Origin of the sequence: Sphingobium sp. LF-16 (assembly GCF_003711185.1) — a bacterium.
Lineage (GTDB): Bacteria > Pseudomonadota > Alphaproteobacteria > Sphingomonadales > Sphingomonadaceae > Sphingobium > Sphingobium yanoikuyae_A.
The window spans coordinates 3,550,001-3,568,586 of sequence record NZ_CP029335.1; the positions used below are offsets into that span (position 1 = coordinate 3,550,001).

The 18,586-nt window shown below is 65.4% G+C and carries 17 protein-coding genes; 8 read left to right on the plus strand and 9 right to left on the minus strand.

What is annotated here, in order from left to right; translation table 11 throughout:
- Positions 1 to 15: 15 nt before the first annotated feature.
- Positions 16 to 444 (minus strand): CBS domain-containing protein, encoded by a 429-nt coding sequence (locus DIZ22_RS16645; protein ID WP_048938054.1) that lies wholly within the window; start codon positions 442 to 444, stop codon positions 16 to 18.
- Positions 445 to 529: 85 nt separating this feature from the next.
- On the opposite strand from DIZ22_RS16645, the gene DIZ22_RS16650 reads away from it, so the two are divergent.
- Together DIZ22_RS16650 and DIZ22_RS16655 are read left to right on the plus strand one after the other, a co-directional pair.
- Complete coding sequence (locus tag DIZ22_RS16650; RefSeq protein ID WP_004209126.1) at positions 530 to 829, plus strand: hypothetical protein; 300 nt, start codon at positions 530 to 532, stop codon at positions 827 to 829.
- Positions 819 to 1,199: an acyl-CoA thioesterase gene (locus tag DIZ22_RS16655; RefSeq protein ID WP_048938053.1), complete on the plus strand. Its 381-nt coding sequence runs from the start codon at positions 819 to 821 to the stop codon at positions 1,197 to 1,199. The genes DIZ22_RS16650 and DIZ22_RS16655 overlap by 11 nt, the downstream gene beginning before the upstream one ends.
- Before the next feature lie 3 nt (positions 1,200 to 1,202).
- On the opposite strand, the gene DIZ22_RS16660 is transcribed toward DIZ22_RS16655, so the two are convergent.
- From DIZ22_RS16660 to hisS, 6 genes are all read right to left on the minus strand, one after another.
- Positions 1,203 to 2,753 (minus strand): hypothetical protein, encoded by a 1,551-nt coding sequence (locus DIZ22_RS16660; protein ID WP_080993605.1) that lies wholly within the window; start codon positions 2,751 to 2,753, stop codon positions 1,203 to 1,205.
- Positions 2,754 to 2,766: 13 nt separating this feature from the next.
- Positions 2,767 to 4,170 carry a DUF4139 domain-containing protein gene (locus DIZ22_RS16665; protein WP_048938052.1) on the minus strand — a complete coding sequence of 468 codons (1,404 nt, stop codon included), beginning with the start codon at positions 4,168 to 4,170 and terminating at the stop codon, positions 2,767 to 2,769.
- A gap of 192 nt (positions 4,171 to 4,362) precedes the next feature.
- Positions 4,363 to 5,130 (minus strand): DUF4167 domain-containing protein, encoded by a 768-nt coding sequence (locus tag DIZ22_RS16670; protein ID WP_010335730.1) that lies wholly within the window; start codon positions 5,128 to 5,130, stop codon positions 4,363 to 4,365.
- 311 nt (positions 5,131 to 5,441) lie between these two features.
- Positions 5,442 to 6,263: a peptide chain release factor N(5)-glutamine methyltransferase gene (gene prmC, locus DIZ22_RS16675; RefSeq protein ID WP_048938051.1), complete on the minus strand. Its 822-nt coding sequence runs from the start codon at positions 6,261 to 6,263 to the stop codon at positions 5,442 to 5,444.
- Entirely contained in the window at positions 6,260 to 7,354 is a 1,095-nt protein-coding gene (prfA, locus tag DIZ22_RS16680) for a peptide chain release factor 1 (RefSeq protein ID WP_169863384.1), read from the minus strand. The genes prmC and prfA overlap by 4 nt, the downstream gene beginning before the upstream one ends.
- Entirely contained in the window at positions 7,351 to 8,613 is a 1,263-nt protein-coding gene (gene hisS, locus DIZ22_RS16685; protein ID WP_007703898.1) for a histidine--tRNA ligase, read from the minus strand. The genes prfA and hisS overlap by 4 nt, the downstream gene beginning before the upstream one ends.
- 140 nt (positions 8,614 to 8,753) lie before the next feature.
- Between hisS and DIZ22_RS16690 the strand changes: the two genes are divergently transcribed.
- Together DIZ22_RS16690 and ppa are read left to right on the plus strand one after the other, a co-directional pair.
- Positions 8,754 to 10,685, plus strand: coding sequence for a M61 family metallopeptidase (locus tag DIZ22_RS16690; RefSeq protein ID WP_048938050.1), 1,932 nt, complete (start codon positions 8,754 to 8,756; stop codon positions 10,683 to 10,685).
- Positions 10,686 to 10,722: 37 nt separating this feature from the next.
- Positions 10,723 to 11,265: an inorganic diphosphatase gene (ppa, locus tag DIZ22_RS16695; RefSeq protein WP_004209136.1), complete on the plus strand. Its 543-nt coding sequence runs from the start codon at positions 10,723 to 10,725 to the stop codon at positions 11,263 to 11,265.
- A 143-nt stretch (positions 11,266 to 11,408) separates the two neighbouring features.
- On the opposite strand, the gene DIZ22_RS16700 is transcribed toward ppa, so the two are convergent.
- Positions 11,409 to 12,872: a PLP-dependent aminotransferase family protein gene (locus DIZ22_RS16700; protein ID WP_048938065.1), complete on the minus strand. Its 1,464-nt coding sequence runs from the start codon at positions 12,870 to 12,872 to the stop codon at positions 11,409 to 11,411.
- Positions 12,873 to 12,960: 88 nt separating this feature from the next.
- Here DIZ22_RS16700 and DIZ22_RS16705 point away from each other — a divergent pair, with 88 nt between their 5' ends.
- The 3 genes from DIZ22_RS16705 to DIZ22_RS16715 all read left to right on the plus strand — a co-directional run bounded on the left by DIZ22_RS16705 (position 12,961) and on the right by DIZ22_RS16715 (position 15,437).
- Entirely contained in the window at positions 12,961 to 13,566 is a 606-nt protein-coding gene (locus DIZ22_RS16705; protein ID WP_048938064.1) for a membrane protein, read from the plus strand.
- A gap of 154 nt (positions 13,567 to 13,720) precedes the next feature.
- A complete protein-coding gene (locus tag DIZ22_RS16710; protein WP_122928845.1) occupies positions 13,721 to 14,914 on the plus strand; it encodes a hypothetical protein in 1,194 nt (397 codons plus the stop codon).
- Positions 14,915 to 14,930: 16 nt separating this feature from the next.
- Positions 14,931 to 15,437 carry a DUF1993 domain-containing protein gene (locus DIZ22_RS16715; RefSeq protein WP_048938049.1) on the plus strand — a complete coding sequence of 169 codons (507 nt, stop codon included), beginning with the start codon at positions 14,931 to 14,933 and terminating at the stop codon, positions 15,435 to 15,437.
- Here DIZ22_RS16715 and DIZ22_RS16720 read toward each other — a convergent pair whose 3' ends face one another.
- A complete protein-coding gene (locus DIZ22_RS16720; RefSeq protein WP_048938048.1) occupies positions 15,438 to 15,917 on the minus strand; it encodes a hypothetical protein in 480 nt (159 codons plus the stop codon).
- Between the two features lie 85 nt (positions 15,918 to 16,002).
- On the opposite strand from DIZ22_RS16720, the gene gyrB reads away from it, so the two are divergent.
- Positions 16,003 to 18,510: a DNA topoisomerase (ATP-hydrolyzing) subunit B gene (gene gyrB, locus DIZ22_RS16725; protein WP_048938047.1), complete on the plus strand. Its 2,508-nt coding sequence runs from the start codon at positions 16,003 to 16,005 to the stop codon at positions 18,508 to 18,510.
- Positions 18,511 to 18,586 lie beyond the last annotated feature (76 nt).

Here is an 18,586-nt window from a genome sequence, read left to right on the forward strand (position 1 = left end):
CATCAAAGCGGTTCGTCAGGCGGTCTGGATATAGTCGCGCAGCGCGGCAGCTTCCGATTCGATATTGTCGATGCGGAACTTCACCAGATCGCCGATCGAGACCAAGCCGATCAGGTCGTTGCCCTTCACCACCGGTAGATGGCGGATGCGCCGCTTGGTCATCAGCGACAAAGCGTGGATCACCGGCATCTGGTCGTCGATGGTGATCGCGGGCCGGGTCATCACATCGGCGACCGTGTGGTTCAGGGCCTCTGCCCCTTGCTGGGCCAGACGATAGACGACATCGCGTTCGGAAAAGATGCCGACCACCTGACCGCCATCGACCACCGGCACGCAGCCGATCCGCCGATCCGCCAGCAAGGTCACCACCGACAACACGCTGTCGGTCGACTGGACCTGGACGACGTCGCGCCCCTTGCCCTGCAAGATTGCCGCGATGGTCATGGCCGCTCTCCTTTTGTGGACTTACTGTCTCTGCGCTTGATGATCCCACTTTCGCGGCGCAAAGAAAAGGGAGGAGAGCAAGAGAATGACAGAGAAAAAGGGCCTGGACGATCCCCGGATCGCGGCAATCGCCTGGTCGCGATTCCGCCGGATCATGCTCTGGATGGCGCTGATCGGCGCATTATGCGTCGGCGCGGCCCTGCTGTTCCTGCGGCTATGGACCGGGCCGATGCCGGTTCACATGATCATCGCCACCATATTGGGCGTCTGGTTGACCTTCATGCTGGGAACGGGCTTGATGGCGCTCGTCTTCCTCTCCGCCGGGACGGGGCATGACGACCAGGTAATGGACCGGCTGAAGGACGAGGTGCCGCTTGACGATTGATCCCCATCGCGAAGTGATATTGCGGGTCGTGCCGCACCCGGCCGACATCAACAGCAATGGCCATATCTTCGGCGGCTGGGTGCTGAGCCAGATGGATATTGCCGGCGGCATCGTCGCGGGCCGAATCGCCCAGGGCGCGGTGGCGACGGTCGCGATCGAGAGCATGAAGTTCATCTCGCCAATCCTGATGGGCGACCTGGTGTCGGTCTATGCCCAGGAAGAGAAGCGCGGCCGCACATCGGTCGCGATCCGTATCGACGTGGTGGCGACTCGCGGTGGCGGCGCGGAAACGGTGGCGCTGACCAGCGGCGTCTTCACCTTCGTCGCACTGGATGAGACCCACCGGCCCCGCCCCATTCCCGGCGACTGAAGCTCAGCGCAGCTTCTGGTCGTAGCTATAGCTGACCTGCCCGTTGGCGGGGATGATGGCGCGCCAGACCCAGCTATTGCCGCGGCGCTCCATCTGCGTCGGACGCGGCGCGATGTCGTGGGGAATGAGGATTTCCGCCGTCGCATCAAACGGCCGCGCATTGGTGAGGGTCAGCGTCCAGCGCCGCGCCTTGGCCGACTGGCTGCCGATGACCGCCATGATGCGCACATCGGCGCTTTGGGCGATGTCATAGTCGACCCGCTCGCCTTCCGCCTTGTCGCCAATGTCGGTTTCGCCCGCGAGCAGGCGCTGGCCATCGGCGGCTTCGAACAGGGCGACCCGGCCCGAAGGCATGGCGAGTCCCAGCCCGTCGGCCTTGCGATTCTGGAGCCGCAGGCGGAGCGTCATCGGGCGTGAGCGGCCATTGCCGTCGCCATAATCAATCGTCGCGGCATAGAGGCGTTCGACCAGCACATCGGGCTTGCGCAGCAGCGCAACCTGCTTCTGCCCCTTGGCTGCAACGTCGACGGTCACCGGGACGCGATAAAGTTTGAGATCGCCGACATCCTCCGGTGGCGGCGGGGGTGGCGGCGGCGGAGGGGGTGGCGGCGCGGCCACCATCGGCGCGGGAACGCGACGCGCGGTCAGCACGATCTCCTGCGCCGAATCCATCATCGCCTCGGCCTGCGGCATGTCGATCGGGAACAGTTCCCACTGCGGATGGGTACTGGTGATGTCCATCGGCCAGCAGCGCAGCGACAGTGGGCCGCCGGTCGGGCGCGGTTGCGTCTTGCGCCCCTGCTTGTTGGGCTGGCCGGCGATGACGCTGAGCCGGGCGTCGGCAAAGCCGGTGACGCCGCCATTGGCCACGGTCAGCCAGGCCATGAGATCGAGATGGCGGCCGTCATCCTGCATGTCGGCGACATAATTGGCGGCCCAGTCGAATCCCTCGGCCAGATAGGTGAGTTGCAGCGTCACGCGGGTCGGCCGGGCGCTGGTGGCGATCACCGATAGCGTCGGCCGTGGCGACAGGTCGGTCGGCACGCGCGGATAGAGCATGCGTTCGGGCAGGCCGCTGCACCCCAGTGCCTCATAGCCCTGCGCCGTCTGGACGATGACGCCGCCCATCGGCCCGGCGCTGATGATCGCATCCTGTTCACTGACCTTTCCGGTCTTGCGATCGGTGCGGTGCAGGGTGACGCTGCGCTTGAGATAGGCGTCGACCAGACCGGCCGGCGAGAGCAGCCGGGCATCGCGATTCTTCTCCCGCACGCCCTGCGGCATGCCGGAGAGGATCGCGGTTTCGGGCATCAGCCCCTCTGCCACGCCCTCGAACCGCACCACCGAGTCGCCCTTCGGCAGGTTGATGATGCGAGTCTCGTTGATCAGCGCATAGCCGCCGGGCCATTTGGGATCGATCGCCCCCCTGACACGATCGGGCTGGCGATAGACGGTGACCGAGACCGAATCGGCCTTGGCCGAAACCACCGTCCCCGCCCGCGCTGGCGCGATGCCGAGGCAGAGCATAAGAAGGACAAGGACGCGCAGCAGCACGGCGCCGGCCCGGTCAGTAGCGCGAATCGAAGGTGACGCTGAGATCGACCGAGCCATTGGCCGGCACCGGCACGCTCCATTCCATCCGGTCGGCGGAGACGCGCTTGCCTTCGAGGCTTTGTGCAGTGACGCGGGTGTCGCCCCACATCCCCTGCTGGGCCAGGTCGACCGTCACCGCTTCGGGCCGGGCGTTGGTGAGCGTGTAGCGCATCCGCGTTTCCCAGCGCTGGCCGCCCTTTTTCGTGCGCTGCTCGACGGTCGGGCGCACCTTGACGTCGAATGCCTCGCCGGTGCGCAGCGCCATCGACGATCCCATCGGCGTATGGTCGATGCTGTTCTCACCGATGAACTGCGGATCACCGCGCGCGTCGCGCATATAGACGCGGATCGTGCCGGCGGGCAGCTGATCGCCAAGGCCGCCCTGTTTCGAGGTCGAGAATTTGAGCACGCTCGATGCGCTCATCGGTTCGGTCGAACTGCCCATCCAGGGATTGAGATATTCATAGGTGGCCCGCGCCGGCGCGCCCTTCACATCGAGGAAGCTGACCTGCTTCTGCTGGGCATTGGCGATGGTCGTGCGATCGGCCAGCGGATAGAGATAATAGTCGCCCAGCCGCTCGCGCGGGCCGCTTTCGGTGCCGGCCTGGTCGATCGCGCCGCTAGACGACTGCCACCAGTTATGCCGCCCGCCGCCACTGGCCGGATTGCCGGCGACCAGGATCGTCTTCGCATTGGTGAAGCTCGTGCCGGTATTGTTGGTGAGCGTGACCCAGCCCTGCATGTCCATCGCGCCCTTGGTCGCGTCGAACAGCGCGACATAATCGGCCGTCCAGCCAAGATTGGGCGTCAGATAGGATAACCGGGCCGGCACGGTGCCGCCGCGCGCGGCCTCGATCGTCACCGACAGGGTCGGGCGGGCGCGTAGATTGGGCGGCACCCGGTCGAAGATCACCCGCACCGGCAGACCATCGTCGCGCAGCACCTCGATCCGCGAACCGATCTGCATGACGATGCCGCCATTGGCCGCCAATATCTTGGCACGCTCGCGCGTCTCGGCGCCGGTCGCGGGGTTGGTGCGGACCAGGGTCACTTCCTGCCCCACCGCCTTGTCCATCAGCTTGTCGGGCGAGAGCAGGTCGAAATCGAAATTCTGTTCGACGATCGAGAAGCCGGGGCCGGAGAGATTGACCGTTTCGGGCCGGATGCGAGCGGAAACGTCGGGAAATTCGATGCGGTTGCGGCCGGCATTGACGCTCAACTGCCGGTCATCCTGCACCAGCGACGGACCGCCATTATAGATGGTGACGGCGACATCGCCCTGCGCGGTGGCGCCGGTGGGATCGACAGCAGCGGTCTGGGCAAAGGCGGCGGCCGGCAGCAGCAGCGCCAGACCGGTCAACAGGCGGACAGTCGTCATCAGGTCTGCACTCCCAAGACCTTGAAGAGAGCCTGATTCACGTCATCGGTGAAAGCGCAAAGCGCTTCCGCCTCAAACGATCAGGCTCTCATGCGACGATCTTCTGCCCCAAGCGGCTATATTTGCAAATAAAAAGGGCGGCGCCGGGATGGCACCGCCCTTTTTGTTTTTGGGGTTGCTCGAAAGCCGCGCTTATTCGGCGGCTTCGGTCGCCGGACGAGCGCGACGGGTGCGCTTGCGGGGGGCTTCCTCCGTCACGTCCGTGTCGCTGTCATTATCGGCGCGGGCGATCGAGGGCGGCAGGATGCTGACATCCAGGCCTTCATTCGCTTCGGTCGGCGCGGCATCGGCCTTGCGCGGGCGACCGCGACGCGGCTTGGGCGCTTCGGCGGCCGGTTCGGCTGCGAGTTCTGCGGGCTGTTCGGCTGCCACCGGCTGCTGCTCGGCGCCTTCCTCGGCCACCGGGCGGTCACGGCGATTGCGATCGCGACGGTTGCGGTCGCCCCGGTCGCCCCGATCATTGCGGTCACCGCGATCCTGACGCTCGCCGCGCGGTTCGCGACGGTCATAATCGCGCTCGGCGCGCTCGGGCTGTTCGGTGCGGCCCTCTTCGGCGCCGTCCTCATTGCCCTCGAACTCTTCGCTCTCATCGTCGAAATTCTCGTCATTCCGGCGGAAGCGCTGCTGCTGCTCCTCCTGGCGCGAACGATTGTCGGCCAGCACGCGGAAATAATGATCGGCGAACTGCAGATAATATTCGGCGTTCACACGGTCGCCGGCCATCTGGGCATCGCGCGCCATATTCTTGTATTTCTCAAGAAGCTGGGCCGCATTGCCGCGGGCGCGGTTGTCGATACGGTTGCCGTTGTCGCCACCACCCCGGTTACCGCCATTGGGACGACCGTTGTTGTTATTATTCCGGCCGCGATTGCGGCGACCGGCCTGCCGGTTGTTGATCAAGACATGATCCTTGCGTTCGCTATGATAATATTCACTGAAAACACTGTTCAGCTGCTATCCCCAAGCACCGCCCCTTCCGTGGGGCCGGATGTGGCTCCGCCGGACATGATCCGAACCGGACCACGCCCTCAGCCACCAGAGGCGCTTGCGCAGCAGCGCCATCTTGACTTTCAGGAGCAGGAAAATGCCTTATCCATCAATGGCCTGATAAGGCCATGTCGCCGGAATAGCGGTTTTCCTGATCCCGATGTAATGGCATTCACGCGATAAACCAAGCAATTTTCGCTGTGGTGGCGTGAAATCCCGCCTTCTTATTCGCCCGGCGTGGCGACGAGGCAGCGATCATGCCCCGCAAGGTCGCGGCGCAGCGAGACGCCCAGCCCCTGTGCCAGCAGCAGTGCCGACACGCTTTCCCCCTGATCATAGCCGATCTCGATCGCGGCCATGCCGCCCGGCGCGATCAGTGCGGGCAGTTGCGGCACGATGCGGCGATAATCGTCCAGCCCGTCGGCGCCGGCGAACAGGGCGCTGGCCGGGTCGTGCAGCACATCGCCGGCGAGCGGCGCGTCGGTCGCGATATAGGGTGGGTTGATCAGCAGCAGGTCGAACGGTCCGGTCACGCCAGCCGCCCAATCGCCAAGCTGGAAGCGCGCGCGCGTCCCCATGCCCAGCCGATCGGCATTGCCCTGCGCCACCGCCAGCGCGGCGGCCGAGGCGTCGATGCCCAGCCCCGTCGCATCGGGCCACTGGTCGAGCGCGGCGAGCAGCAGCGCGCCCGATCCGGTGCCCAGATCCAATATGGTCGTGGGCGACCGGTCACGGAAATGATCGACCGCCGCCTCGATCAGCGTCTCGCTGTCCGGGCGCGGGATCAATACGTCGGGGGTGACGGTCAGGCTGATCGTCCAGAAATCGCGGCTGCCTAGGATATGGGCGATCGGTGCGCCGGCCAGCCGCTGCTGCAGATGGACAGCGAAAGTGACAGGGACAGACAGGTCGCGCTGGCGCAGCAACAGGTCGTTGCGGCCGATGCCCAGCGCATGGGCCATCAGCAGTTCGGCGTCGAGCCGCGGGGTGTCGCTGATCGCGGCTAAGCTGACAGTGGCGTCGCGCAGCGCATCGGCGACGCTCACGCCACCCCGTCCAGCTGGGCGAGGCGCGCGGCCTCATCCTCGGCCACCAACGCGTCAATCACTTCGGCAAGGCCCGGCCCTTCCAGGATTTCGGGCAGGCGGTGCAGGGTCAGGTTGATGCGGTGGTCGGTCACCCGCCCCTGCGGGAAATTATAGGTGCGAATGCGCTCCGACCGGTCGCCCGATCCGACCATCGCCTTGCGCGCGCCGGCCTGTTCGCTCTGGGTGCGCTCCCGCTCCGCTTCATAGATGCGGGCGCGCAGCACCTGCATCGCCTTGGCCTTGTTCTTGTGCTGCGAGCGCTCATCCTGCTGCGTCACGACGATGCCGGTCGGCAAATGGGTGATGCGCACGGCGGAATCGGTGGTGTTGACGTGCTGGCCACCGGCCCCAGAGGCGCGGTAGATGTCGATCTTCAGATCGCTATCGGCGATTTGGACATCGACCTCCTCCGGCTCGGGCAGAATCGCGACGGTCGCCGCGGACGTGTGGATGCGGCCGCCGCTTTCGGTGACCGGCACGCGCTGGACGCGATGCACGCCGCTCTCGAACTTCAGCTTGGCGAATACGCCGGTGCCATTGATGCTGGCCACCACTTCCTTGAAGCCGCCCTGTTCCGAGGCGTTGGCGGAGATCATCTCCATCTTCCAGCCCTGGGTATCGGCATAGCGCTGATACATGCGGAAGAGGTCGCCGGCGAAGAGTGCGGCTTCGTCCCCGCCGGTGCCGGCGCGGATTTCCAGCATCGCCGGGCGGGCATCGGCCGAATCCTTGGGCAGCAACTGTAGCGCCAGCGCGCGCTCTGCATCGGGCAACTGCCCCTTGAGCAGTTGCATTTCCTCCTGCGCCATTTCGCGCATCAGCGGATCGGCGTCGCTGTCCTCGCCGCCGGCCATCTGTTCGAGCGCGCGCAGCTCCTGACGCAGCCGGCGCACTTCATGCGCGGCCCGCGCCACCGGCTCGATCTCGGCATATTCCTTGGACAGTTTCACGAACGCATCGGGCGCAAGGTCGGCGCGCGTCATCGACGCCTGCACCTCGTCCCGGCGCGCCTCGATCTGCGCGATGCGTTCGGCGGAGATGTGCATCAGAGCGCCGTCACCGTGCCGATCAGCGCATCCAGTGCGACCGCCTGCTGCTCGCCCGTGCCCAGATTGCGGACCGCCGCCTCGCCCCGTGTCAGTTCGTCGTCGCCCAGGATGATCGCCCAGGCGGCACCCGACGCGTTGGCGCGCTGCATCCGCTTCTTCATATTGCCGCGATAGCCCATGTCGCAGGCGATGCCGGCGCGGCGCAGATCCGCGATGATGCCGGTCGCCTTCGCCTCGGCCGCCTCGCCCATCGGGATCAGCACGATCTGCGGCTTGTCGATCGCCGGCTGGTCGATCAGCATCGCCAGCCGCTCGATCCCCGCTGCCCAGCCGACCGCCGGGGTCGACGGACCGCCCAGATTTTCGATCAGGCCGTCATAGCGGCCGCCGCCCAGCACCGTGCCCTGTGCGCCGAGGCGATCGGTGATGAACTCGAACGCGGTGTGGCGATAATAATCGAGGCCGCGCACCAGCCGCGAATTACGCTCCCATGCGACACCGGCGGCGTCGAGGCCGCTCGTCACCTTGTCGAAGAAGCTGCGCGCTTCGTCGGTCAGATAGGCGTCGATGTCCGGCGCGCTGTCGGCGATCGGGCGGTCGCGCGGATCCTTGGAATCGAGAATGCGCAGCGGATTCTTCGCCAGCCGGTCGATGCTTTCTTCCGACAGCTCGCCCCGATGCGCCTCGAAATGGGCGATCAGCGCGGCGCGCCAGGCTTCACGGCTTTCCGCGTCGCCCAGCGTGTTGAGGTTCAGGGTCACGCCTTCCGACACGCCCAGTTCACGCAGCAGCTGGTCGGCCAGCACCAGCAGCTCGACATCGGCTGCCGGCTCGCCCGCGCCCAGGATTTCGGCGTCGAGCTGGTGAAACTGGCGGAAGCGGCCCTTTTGCGGGCGCTCATAGCGGAACAGCGGGCCGTGGGTCGCGACCTTCAGCGGCGCATATTGCTGCCAACCCTCGGTAATATAGGCGCGCGAAATGCCGGCGGTGAATTCGGGGCGCAGGGTGATGCTGTCACCGCCGCGATCCTCGAACGTGTACATTTCCTTCGACACGACGTCAGTGCTTTCGCCCAGCGAACGGGCGAACACCGCGGTCGATTCAAAGACGGGCACTTCAACCCGCTGGAATCCATAGAGTTTGCGCACCCGGTCAAAGGTGGCGACGACATGGGCGAAGCGTTCCTGGAACGCCTCCGCCGTGCCGCCCAACATGTCCTGCGTTCCGCGCACCGGGCGCGGCGTTTCGATCTTCGCCATGGGGCAGCGCCTTTAACGATAATCGCGGCCCAAGGAAACGCGCTTTTTATGGCGGCATAAGGGGTGGACGCGGGCGATTCGCCCCGCCATGCTTGGGACAGACGGGCCGTCCGGCCCCCGTTCCTTTTCTGGAGACCGTCATGATCCGCAGCCTTGCTGCCGCCCTTTGCCTTTCGACCGCGATTGCCAGCCCGTTGCTGGCGCAGGATGTCATCCGTTCCAAGCCGACCGCCCTGCCCGTCGACAGCGCCAAGCCGATGCCCAAGGATGTCCCCTATCCGGGCGGCACGATCCGCCTTGACGTCGACGCCACCGACACGGTGCAGCGCATCTTCCGCGTGAAGGAAACCATTCCCGTCGCGGCGAGCGGCCCGATGACCCTGCTGATGCCCGAATGGCTGCCCGGCAACCATGCCCCGCGCGGCCCGATCGAGAAGCTGACCGGCCTGACCTTCACCGCCGACGGCAAGCCGATCAGCTGGAAGCGCAATCCGCTCAACGTCTATGCGTTCGAGATCGACGTGCCGGCCGGCACCAAGCAGGTCGTGGCGCAGTTCCAGTTCCTGTCGGCGACCGCGACCAACCAGGGCCGCGTCGTCGTGACGCCCAAGATGCAGAATATCCAGTGGGAAGATGTCTCGCTCTACCCGGCCGGCTATTATACCCGTCAGATCCCGGTGCAGGCCAATGTCACCTATCCCGCCGGCTGGCAGGCGGCGACCGCGCTGCGCGGCAAGCGCAGCGGCGACACCATCGCCTATGACGTGATCGACTATGAGGCGCTGCAGGACTCGCCGGTCTTTGCCGGCACCCATTTCAAGGCGGTGGACCTGGGCCATAACGTCACGCTGAACATCGTTGCCGACGATGCCGACGAGCTGGTGTTCAACACCGACCAGATCGCCAAGCACAAGAAGCTGGTGGCCGAAGCCGGCGCCGCGTTCGGCACCTATCATTTCGACCATTATGATTTCCTGCTGTCGATCACCGACGAAATGGGCGGCATTGGCCTGGAGCATCATCGCTCGTCCGAGAATCAGGTCGAGCCGGGCTATTTCAAGAAGTGGGATTCGGGCGAGGCGCTGCTCGACCGCAACCTGCTGCCGCATGAATTCACCCATAGCTGGGACGGCAAGTTCCGCCGCCCCGACCTGCTGTGGACGCCCAATTTCGACGTGCCGATGCAGGACAGCCTGCTGTGGGTCTATGAAGGCCAGACCCAGTTCTGGGGCTATGTGCTGGGCGCCCGTTCGGGCATGTTCTCCAAGCAGGAGACACTGGACGCCTATGCCCAGATCGCAGCGAAACTGGACACCACGCGCGGCCGCGAATGGCGCCCGATGGTGGACACGACCAATGATCCGATCATCTCCGCCCGCCGTCCCAAGGGCTGGGCCAACTGGCAGCGGTCGGAGGATTATTATAATGAAGGCCTGATGATCTGGCTGGAGGTCGATGGCATCCTGCGCCAGCAGACCAAGGGCGCCAAGGGCATCGACGATTTCGCAAAGGCCTTTTTCGGCATCAAGCCGGGCGACTGGGGCCAGGTCGTCTATAATCGCCAGGACGTGATCGACACGCTGAACGGCGTCGCCCCCTATGACTGGGCCAGCCTGTTCCACAAATATGTCGACAGCCCCACCACGGAAACGCCCAAGGGCGGCTTTACCCTTGGCGGCTACAAGCTGGTCTATACCGATACGCCCAATGCCATCACCAAGGCGGCCGAAGGTGCGCAGAAGACGGTCGACCAGAGCTTTGGCGTGGGTCTGACGGTCAAGAATGACGGCGATATCGCGGCGGTGATCTGGAACAGCGCAGCATTCAAGGCCGGCCTTGCGGTAGGATCGAAGATTATTGCGGTGAACGGCAATGAATATTCGAGCGACGCATTCAAGACGGCGCTGACCGAGGCTAAGGACGCGAAGAAGCCGATCCAGCTTATCCTAAAGCAGGACAAATATTATCGTACCCTGACCCTCGCTTATTCGGATGGCCTGCGCTATCCGCACCTCGAAAAGACCGGCACCGGCGAAGGCAGCCTCGACAAGCTGCTGCAGCCGCGCACCTGAAGATTTCCAAGCAACCGCATATAAAAGGCGAAGATGCATGAATATTGACCTGATCCCCGTCGGCGAAGATCCGCCAAACAGCCTGAACGTCATCATCGAGGTGCCGGTTGGCGGCGAACCCGTGAAGTACGAGTTCGACAAGGCCTCGGGCGCGCTGTTCGTCGATCGCATCCTGCACACGCCGATGCGCTATCCGGCGAATTACGGCTTCGTGCCGCACACCCTGTCGCCCGATGGCGATCCGCTCGACGCGCTGGTCATCGCCCGCTCGCCGTTCGTGCCCGGCTCGGTCGTGCGCGCACGCCCGATCGCCGTGCTGAACCTGGAAGACGAAGCCGGCGGCGACGAGAAGCTGGTCTGCGTGCCGGACAACAAGACCTTCCCCTATTATAACAATGTCGGCGAGAAGGACGATCTGCCCACCATCGTGATGGAGCAGATCGAGCATTTCTTCACCCACTATAAGGATCTGGAAAAGACCAAGTGGGTGCGCATCGGCACCTGGGGTGGCGCGGAAGACGCCAAGCGGATCACGCTGGAAGCGATCGAACGCTATCAGGCCGAGAAGAAGAAGGGCTGAGCCCTTCTCGGTATGGCCATAAGAAAAGGGCCGCGCGGTGATGATCCGCGCGGCCCTTTTTCTATGGGTCAGATTTAAAGATTAGAGCCTGATTCACGCCATCGGTGAAAACGCGAAGCGCTTCCACCTCAGACGATCAGGCTCTAGATTAATCGGTCGGCCTCCAGGGCGAGGGCCAGCGGATCGCGGCCGCGTGGGGTGCGGGCATGGAGCCGGGCATCGGCCTCCACCAGCCGCGCGACGCCCATGTCGAGCTGTGCTTGCGGCAGGGTGAAGGGTAGGCGCAGGAACCGCTCGAACGCGCCATTGACGCCGAAGCGCGGCCCCGCCGCAATGCGCACGCCATGATTGCCGGCCAATGCGGCGAGCGCGCTCGCCTCCGCGCGGGGCAGTTCGGCCCAGAGCGACAGGCCACCGGCCGGCGATTCCACCCGCCAGTGCGGCAGCTGTTGTTCCAGCTGCGCCAGCAGATGGTCGCGCCGATCGCGCAGCATCGCCGCGCGCGGGCCCAGCCCTTCGTCCGCGTCCATCAGCTGGGCGACGGCGAGCTGCTCGACCACGGGGCTGGCCATGTCCATCGTCGTGCGTATGCGGCCGAGCGCGGCCACGGTCTGCGGATCGGCGCGGATCCAGCCGACGCGCAGGCCACCCCAGAAAATCTTGCTGGCCGATCCCAAGGTGATGACGTGGCGGCCGGATGGGTCATGGCAGGCGACCGGCGGCGGCGGCGATCCGTCGAGCCCCATCGCCACCATCGTCTCGTCGATCACCAGCGGCGTGTGGGTGCGCATCGCCACCGAAACCAGCGCGCGACGGGTCGCCGGGTCCATGCTGCGGCCGGTGGGATTGTGGAAATCGGCGATGATATAGGCGAAGCGCGGCGCGGTCTGGCGGAAGGCCGCGTCCATCGCATCGATGTCCCAGCCATGGACCGGCAGGCCGACCGGCACCGGCACGACATTGGCCCGCTGCAACGCCTGGATCGCATTATGATAGGTGGGATGATCGATCACCGCCCGGTCGCCCGGCCCCGCCAGCCATTGCAGCAGCAGCGAGAAACCCTGCTGCGCGCCATTGGTGATCATGATCTGGTCGGGATCGGTCGGGCAGCCGCGCCGCTCATAATGGGCGGCGATCGCCCGGCGCAGCACCGGCAGGCCGAGCGGATCATAGCCCAGATCGCCCAGATAGGCCGGCAACGCCTCGACCGCATGGGCATAGGCGAGGCCCACGCCGGGCGCGGCCGGCAGCGCGGCATGGGTCCAGTTGAGCAGATTGTCGCCGGTCACGCCGTCGATGTCGGGCGTCGGGGTCTCGACCCGGCCGGGCGGCAGGCGGGTGACGCTGCCCGACCCCTGCCGGCTTTCCAGATAGCCCTCGTCGCGCAGCCGGTCGAAGGCGGCGGCGATGGTGGTGCGGCTGAGCCCCAGCGCAGCGGCCAGTTCCCGTTCGCCCGGCAACCGGACATTGAGGCCGATCCGTCCGTCCAGCACCAGCATCCGCAGCGCCTGCGCCAATTGGCGATAGGCTGGCTCGGCACTGTCCTGCGCGCGCCAGGCGCCCAGCAACCGCAGCAGCGAGGGAGGCCGAAGGAAGGAAGTGGACATGGCGATCAATCCAATCAGAGAGATTTGAAGGCCACTTACGCGCCATTGGTCCTTTTGTAAAAGGCCAATTTGGCTAGGTCTGATGCCCATGATGATGACCCGCCGCCTCTTCCAGCTCTTCTGGGGCCTTGTGCTCTACGGCTTTGCCATGGCGCTGATGCTGCGCGCCAATCTGGGGCTCGATCCCTGGGATGTGCTGCATCAGGGACTGGCGCCCAAGCTCGGCCTCAGCTTCGGCATGACGGTCAACCTGGTCGGCGCGGTCGTGCTGCTGCTCTGGTGGCCATTGCGGCAGCGGCCGGGGATCGGCACGGTCTGCAACATTTTGGTGATCGGCACGGCGGTGGACATCAGCCTCCATTATCTGCCGACGCCGGACGGCTATGCGATGCGCGCCGCCTGGCTGGGCGCGGGCATCCTGCTCAATGGCATTGCCGGTGGCGCCTATATCGGCGCCGGGCTGGGGCCGGGTCCGCGCGATGGATTGATGACGGGCCTGTGCCGCCGCAATGGCTGGCCGGTCAAATGGGTGCGCACCGGCATCGAGATCGCGGTGCTGGCGACCGGCTGGATGATGGGCGGCACGGTCGGCATCGGCACCATCGTCTATGCCGCGACGATCGGCTGGATCGTCCACCATGCCCTGCCCTTCTTCACGATCACGCCGCCCGAGCGCCCGGCGATCGCGGCATAAGTTGCCCCCTGACCGGCCGACAGAAACCCGTCGGCCGGTCCTTTTCCCGTTGAAAATGCGTCGCACCTTCCTTGACCGGACCGGCCTTGACCGGACCGGGCAGTCGGGCATGATCCCGCCTCCGCCATTCCCGACGATCAAGGAGTCCCCGCCGATGCGCGCCTTCCTCGCCGCTGCCCTTACCCTGCCCTTCGCCGTTGCCGCCTCCGCCGCCCCACCGGAACAGGCACTCGCCCCCCTCGCCTTCGAGCAGATCGCACCCGCCGGCACCAAGATGCCGCGGTTCAAGGTGGATGCCGCCTGGCCGGCCATGCCCGATGACCTGCTGCTGGGCCAGGTCAGCGGCGTTGCGGTCGGTCCGGACGATTCGGTCTGGGTGGTGCATCGCCCGCACAGCCTGACCGCGACCGACACGGGCCTCGCCGAATCGCCCGCCACCGCCGTCTGCTGCAAGCCGGCCCCGCCGGTGGTGCGCTTCGCCCAGGATGGCCGCTATCTGGGCGGATGGGGCGGCACCGACAGTGCCCCCACGGTCGATGGCGTCAACCAGTGGCCTGCCAGCCTGCACGGCATCTTCGTCGACAAGGCCGGCAGCGTCTGGTTCGGCGGCAATGGCAAGGGCGACCATGTCGTCATGAACTATACGCCGGAGGGCAAATATATCCGCAGCTTCGGCCGACGCGACAAGACCGGCGGCAATGATGCGACCGACCAACTCGGCAACCCGTCCGACGTCAATCACAGCGACGGCATGGTGCTGATATCCGACGGCTATGTGAACCGCCGGGTGATCGGCTTCGACGACCGGACCAACAGCTACAAGGGCCGCTGGGGCGCCTATGGCAAGCCGCCGAGCGGACCGGTGCTGCAGGGCACATTCGACCAGAGCCATGCCGTCGATCCTAGCCGGGTCGCCGATCCCAAGTCCGCCATCTTCAACAGCATCGTCCATTGCGTGGTGCCAACGAAGGACGGCCACCTCTATGTCTGCGACCGCAACAACAACCGCGCGCAATTGTTCAAGCGCGAAAAGGATGGCGGCCTGACCTTCGTGCGCGACCTGGCGATCGCGCCGGAAACCGGCGGCACCCACACGGTCACCGACATCGCCTTCTCGCCCGATCCGGAACAGACCTATCTCTATGTCGCCGACATGATGAACGGCCGCATCTGGGTTCTGGAGCGCAAGACCCACGCCGTGCTTGGCGCCTTTGGCCGGATCGGGCGACAGGCGGGGCAATTCACCTGGCTGCACAGCATTGATACCGACAGCGCCGGCAATATCTATGCGACCGAGGTGAATACCGGCCGCCGCGTGCAGAAGCTGGTCTTCACCGGCATCGAGTGAAGGGAATCCTCCTCACGTGGCGACCGAACTCTACGACCTGACCGTCCCCGCCTTCCTGCGTGGCCTGCGCGTCCTCTCCACCCTGCTGGACAAGGGCGCCGCCTTTGCCGCCGAACAGGGGATCGATCCCGCCACGCTGACCGACGCCCGCCTGATCGAGGATATGCGCCCGCTGACCGCGCAGGTGCAGCTTGCCACCGACAGCGCCAAGGGCGCGGTCATCCGCATCGGGGAACTGGAACCCTTTCCCCTGCCCGACACGGAGGAGACGTTCGCCGACCTGCAGGATCGCATCGCCCGCACCATCGCCTTCCTGGAATCGGTGCCGCGCGACCGGATCGACGGGCGCGAGGAGGCGACCGTCATCCTCAAGACTTCGCGCGGCGAATTTTCCTCCACCGGGCGCAGCCATGTGCTGACCTTTTCGCTGCCCAATTTCTATTTCCATCTGACGACCGCCTATGCCCTGCTGCGCCAGGCCGGCGTGCCGCTGGGCAAGCTGGATTATCTGGGCGGGCTGTAATCAGCCGGCCACCAGCCGGACATAGGCGCTGGAGACCCAGCCGCTGGTGCAGGGGCCGGCATAGGCCTGTTTGCGGTCGACCGGTTCGCGCACGCCGCAATCGGTCGGTGCCGCGCCTTCGGTCACTGGCGGCGGGATCACCACGCCCAGCCATTTCTGGTCGATGCTGCGGGTGCAGACATGCACCCGTGCGCCTTCGGCGAGCTGGGCCAGCGCCTTCGCCTCGGCAAAGGGGGCGGACCGGACGCTCAATCCCTGCGGCCCGACACGGGTCGCCTGCCCCATCGCGCCGCAGGCGTCGAGCCGGGGGCCATCCTCGCCGATCGTCACCGGCCGGGCCAGGGTCGCCTCGATCCGGGTTTCGGGCATCGCCTCGCGCGGGGCGCCGGCCAGCGAGCTGTTGGGCAATTCGTCGGCCACTTCACTGCTGCGCGAGCAGGCGGAAAGCAGCATCAGGGCAAGGATCGGGACAACACGCATGAGCGCCTGATAAACCGCCCCAAAGCCGGGTGGAAGACGCCATGTTTCGCTTTAGTTTCGAGGCGCCATTCCCTATATGCTGGGTATGAGCGACGAACAGCAGAACAGCCCCAACAGCAATGAATATGGCGCCGACAGCATCAAGGTGCTGAAAGGCCTCGACGCCGTGCGCAAGCGGCCCGGCATGTATATCGGCGACACCGACGACGGGTCGGGCCTGCACCATATGGTGTTCGAGGTCAGCGACAATGCGATCGACGAGGCGCTGGCCGGTCATTGCGACCGGATCGTCATCACGCTCAACCCCGACAACAGCGTCAGCGTCGAGGATAATGGCCGCGGCATCCCGACCGGCATCCACAAGGAAGAAGGCGTGTCGGCGGCCGAGGTCATCATGACCCAGCTGCACGCGGGCGGCAAGTTCGAGAACACGTCGGACGACAATGCCTATAAGGTATCGGGCGGCCTGCACGGCGTGGGCGTATCGGTGGTGAACGCCCTGTCCGAATGGCTGGACCTCAACATCTGGCGTGACGGCAAGGAACATTGGATGCGCTTCGCCTATGGCGATGCCACCGCGCCGCTCAAGGTGATCGGCGATGCGCCCGAGGGGAAGAAGGGCACGCGCGTGACCTTCCTTGCCTCGACCGAGAAGGTGCCGGGCGATGGCGGCACGTTCAAGAACCAGACCGAATATGATTTCGACAAGCTGGAGCATCGCTATCGCGAGCTGGCTTTCCTCAACAGCGGCGTGCGCCTGTTCCTGGTCGATGCGCGCCATGAGGAAAAGAAGGAAGTCGAGCTTTATTATGAGGGCGGCATCGCGGCCTTCGTCAAATATCTCGACCGCAACAAGAATGCGCTGATGCCCGATCCGATCGCGATCGCCGGCACCCGCGACGACGTGACCATCGACGTCGCGCTGGAGTGGAACGATTCCTATTATGAGAACGTCCTCTGCTTCACCAACAACATCCCGCAGCGCGATGGCGGCACGCACTTGGCCGCCTTCCGCGCGGCACTGACCCGGACCCTCAACAGCTATGCCGAAAAGACCGGCCTGCTGAAGAAGGAGAAGGTGAGCCTCACCGGTGAGGATATGCGCGAAGGCCTGACCGCGATCGTCTCGGTCAAGCTGCCCGATCCCAAATTCAGCTCGCAGACCAAGGACAAGCTGGTCAGCTCCGAAGTGCGCCAGCCGCTCGAAAGCCTGATGGCCGACAAGATGGCCGAATGGCTGGAAGAAAATCCCGGCCATGGCAAGATGATCGTCCAAAAGGTGATCGACGCCGCCGCCGCCCGTGAAGCGGCCAAGCGCGCGCGCGAACTGACCCGCCGCAAGGGCGCGATGGACATCGCCTCGCTGCCCGGCAAGCTGGCCGACTGTCAGGAGCGCGACCCCGCCAAGTCCGAACTCTTCCTGGTCGAGGGTGACTCGGCCGGTGGTTCGGCCAAGCAGGGCCGCAACCGCCACAATCAGGCGATCCTGCCGCTGAAGGGCAAGATCCTGAACGTCGAGCGCGCGCGGTTTGACAAGATGCTCTCGTCCAAGGAAGTCGGCACGCTGATCCAGGCGATGGGCACCGGCATTCGCGACGATTTCAACCTGGACAAGCTGCGCTACCACAAGATCGTCATCATGACCGACGCCGACGTCGACGGCGCGCATATCCGCACGCTGCTGCTGACCTTCTTCTATCGCCAGATGCCGCAGATCATCGAGGCGGGCCATCTCTTCATCGCCCAGCCGCCGCTCTACAAGGCGAGCCGGGGCCGGTCCGAAGTCTATCTGAAGGACGAAGCCGCGCTGGAGCAATATCTGGTCGACAATGGCGTTGACACGATGGCGCTGGAAACCACCGGCGGCGCCCGCACCGGCGACGATCTGCGCAGCCTGATCGACCATGCCCGCCGCATGCGCGCGGTGATGCGCTATGTGCCGCGTCGCTACGACCCGGCGATCATCGAGGCGCTGGGCCTGACCGGCGCGCTCGATCCCGAACTGTCCGAAGCACAGCTGGCAGAGCGGCTGGCCACGGCGGTCGCCTGGATCGCCTCCCATGATCCCGAGGGCAAGTGGACCGGCCGCATCGCCGAAGGCGGCGGCTTCCATTTCGAACGGCTGTGGCGCGGCGTGACCGACCATCATGTCATCGAACATGGCTTCCTGGGCTCGGCCGAAGCGCGCAAGCTGCACGGCACCGCCAGCGAAGAAGCCGAAAGCTATCAGAAGGGCAGCCGCCTGGTCTCGGCCAAGGCCGTCGCCGCGCAGGATGACCTGGGCGAGGACGAACTGCCCGCGGTGTCGGCCAAGGGCGTCAACATCTCGCGCCCCAGCGAATTGCTGGAAGCGATCCTGTCGGCCGGCCGCAAGGGCCTGTCGATCCAGCGCTACAAGGGTCTGGGCGAAATGAACGCGGAACAGCTGTGGGAAACCACGCTGGACCCGGACAATCGCTCGATGCTGCGCGTCGAGGTGGAACAGGCCGACGTCGCCGACGAAATCTTCACCAAGCTGATGGGCGACGTGGTCGAACCGCGCCGCGAATTCATCCAGGACAATGCGCTGAACGTCGCCAACCTGGACGTCTGATAAGGATGACGATGCCCGCCCGCACCCCCACCCGGCCACCCAATCAGGATAATCTCTTGGGCGGCCGGGTGGGGGC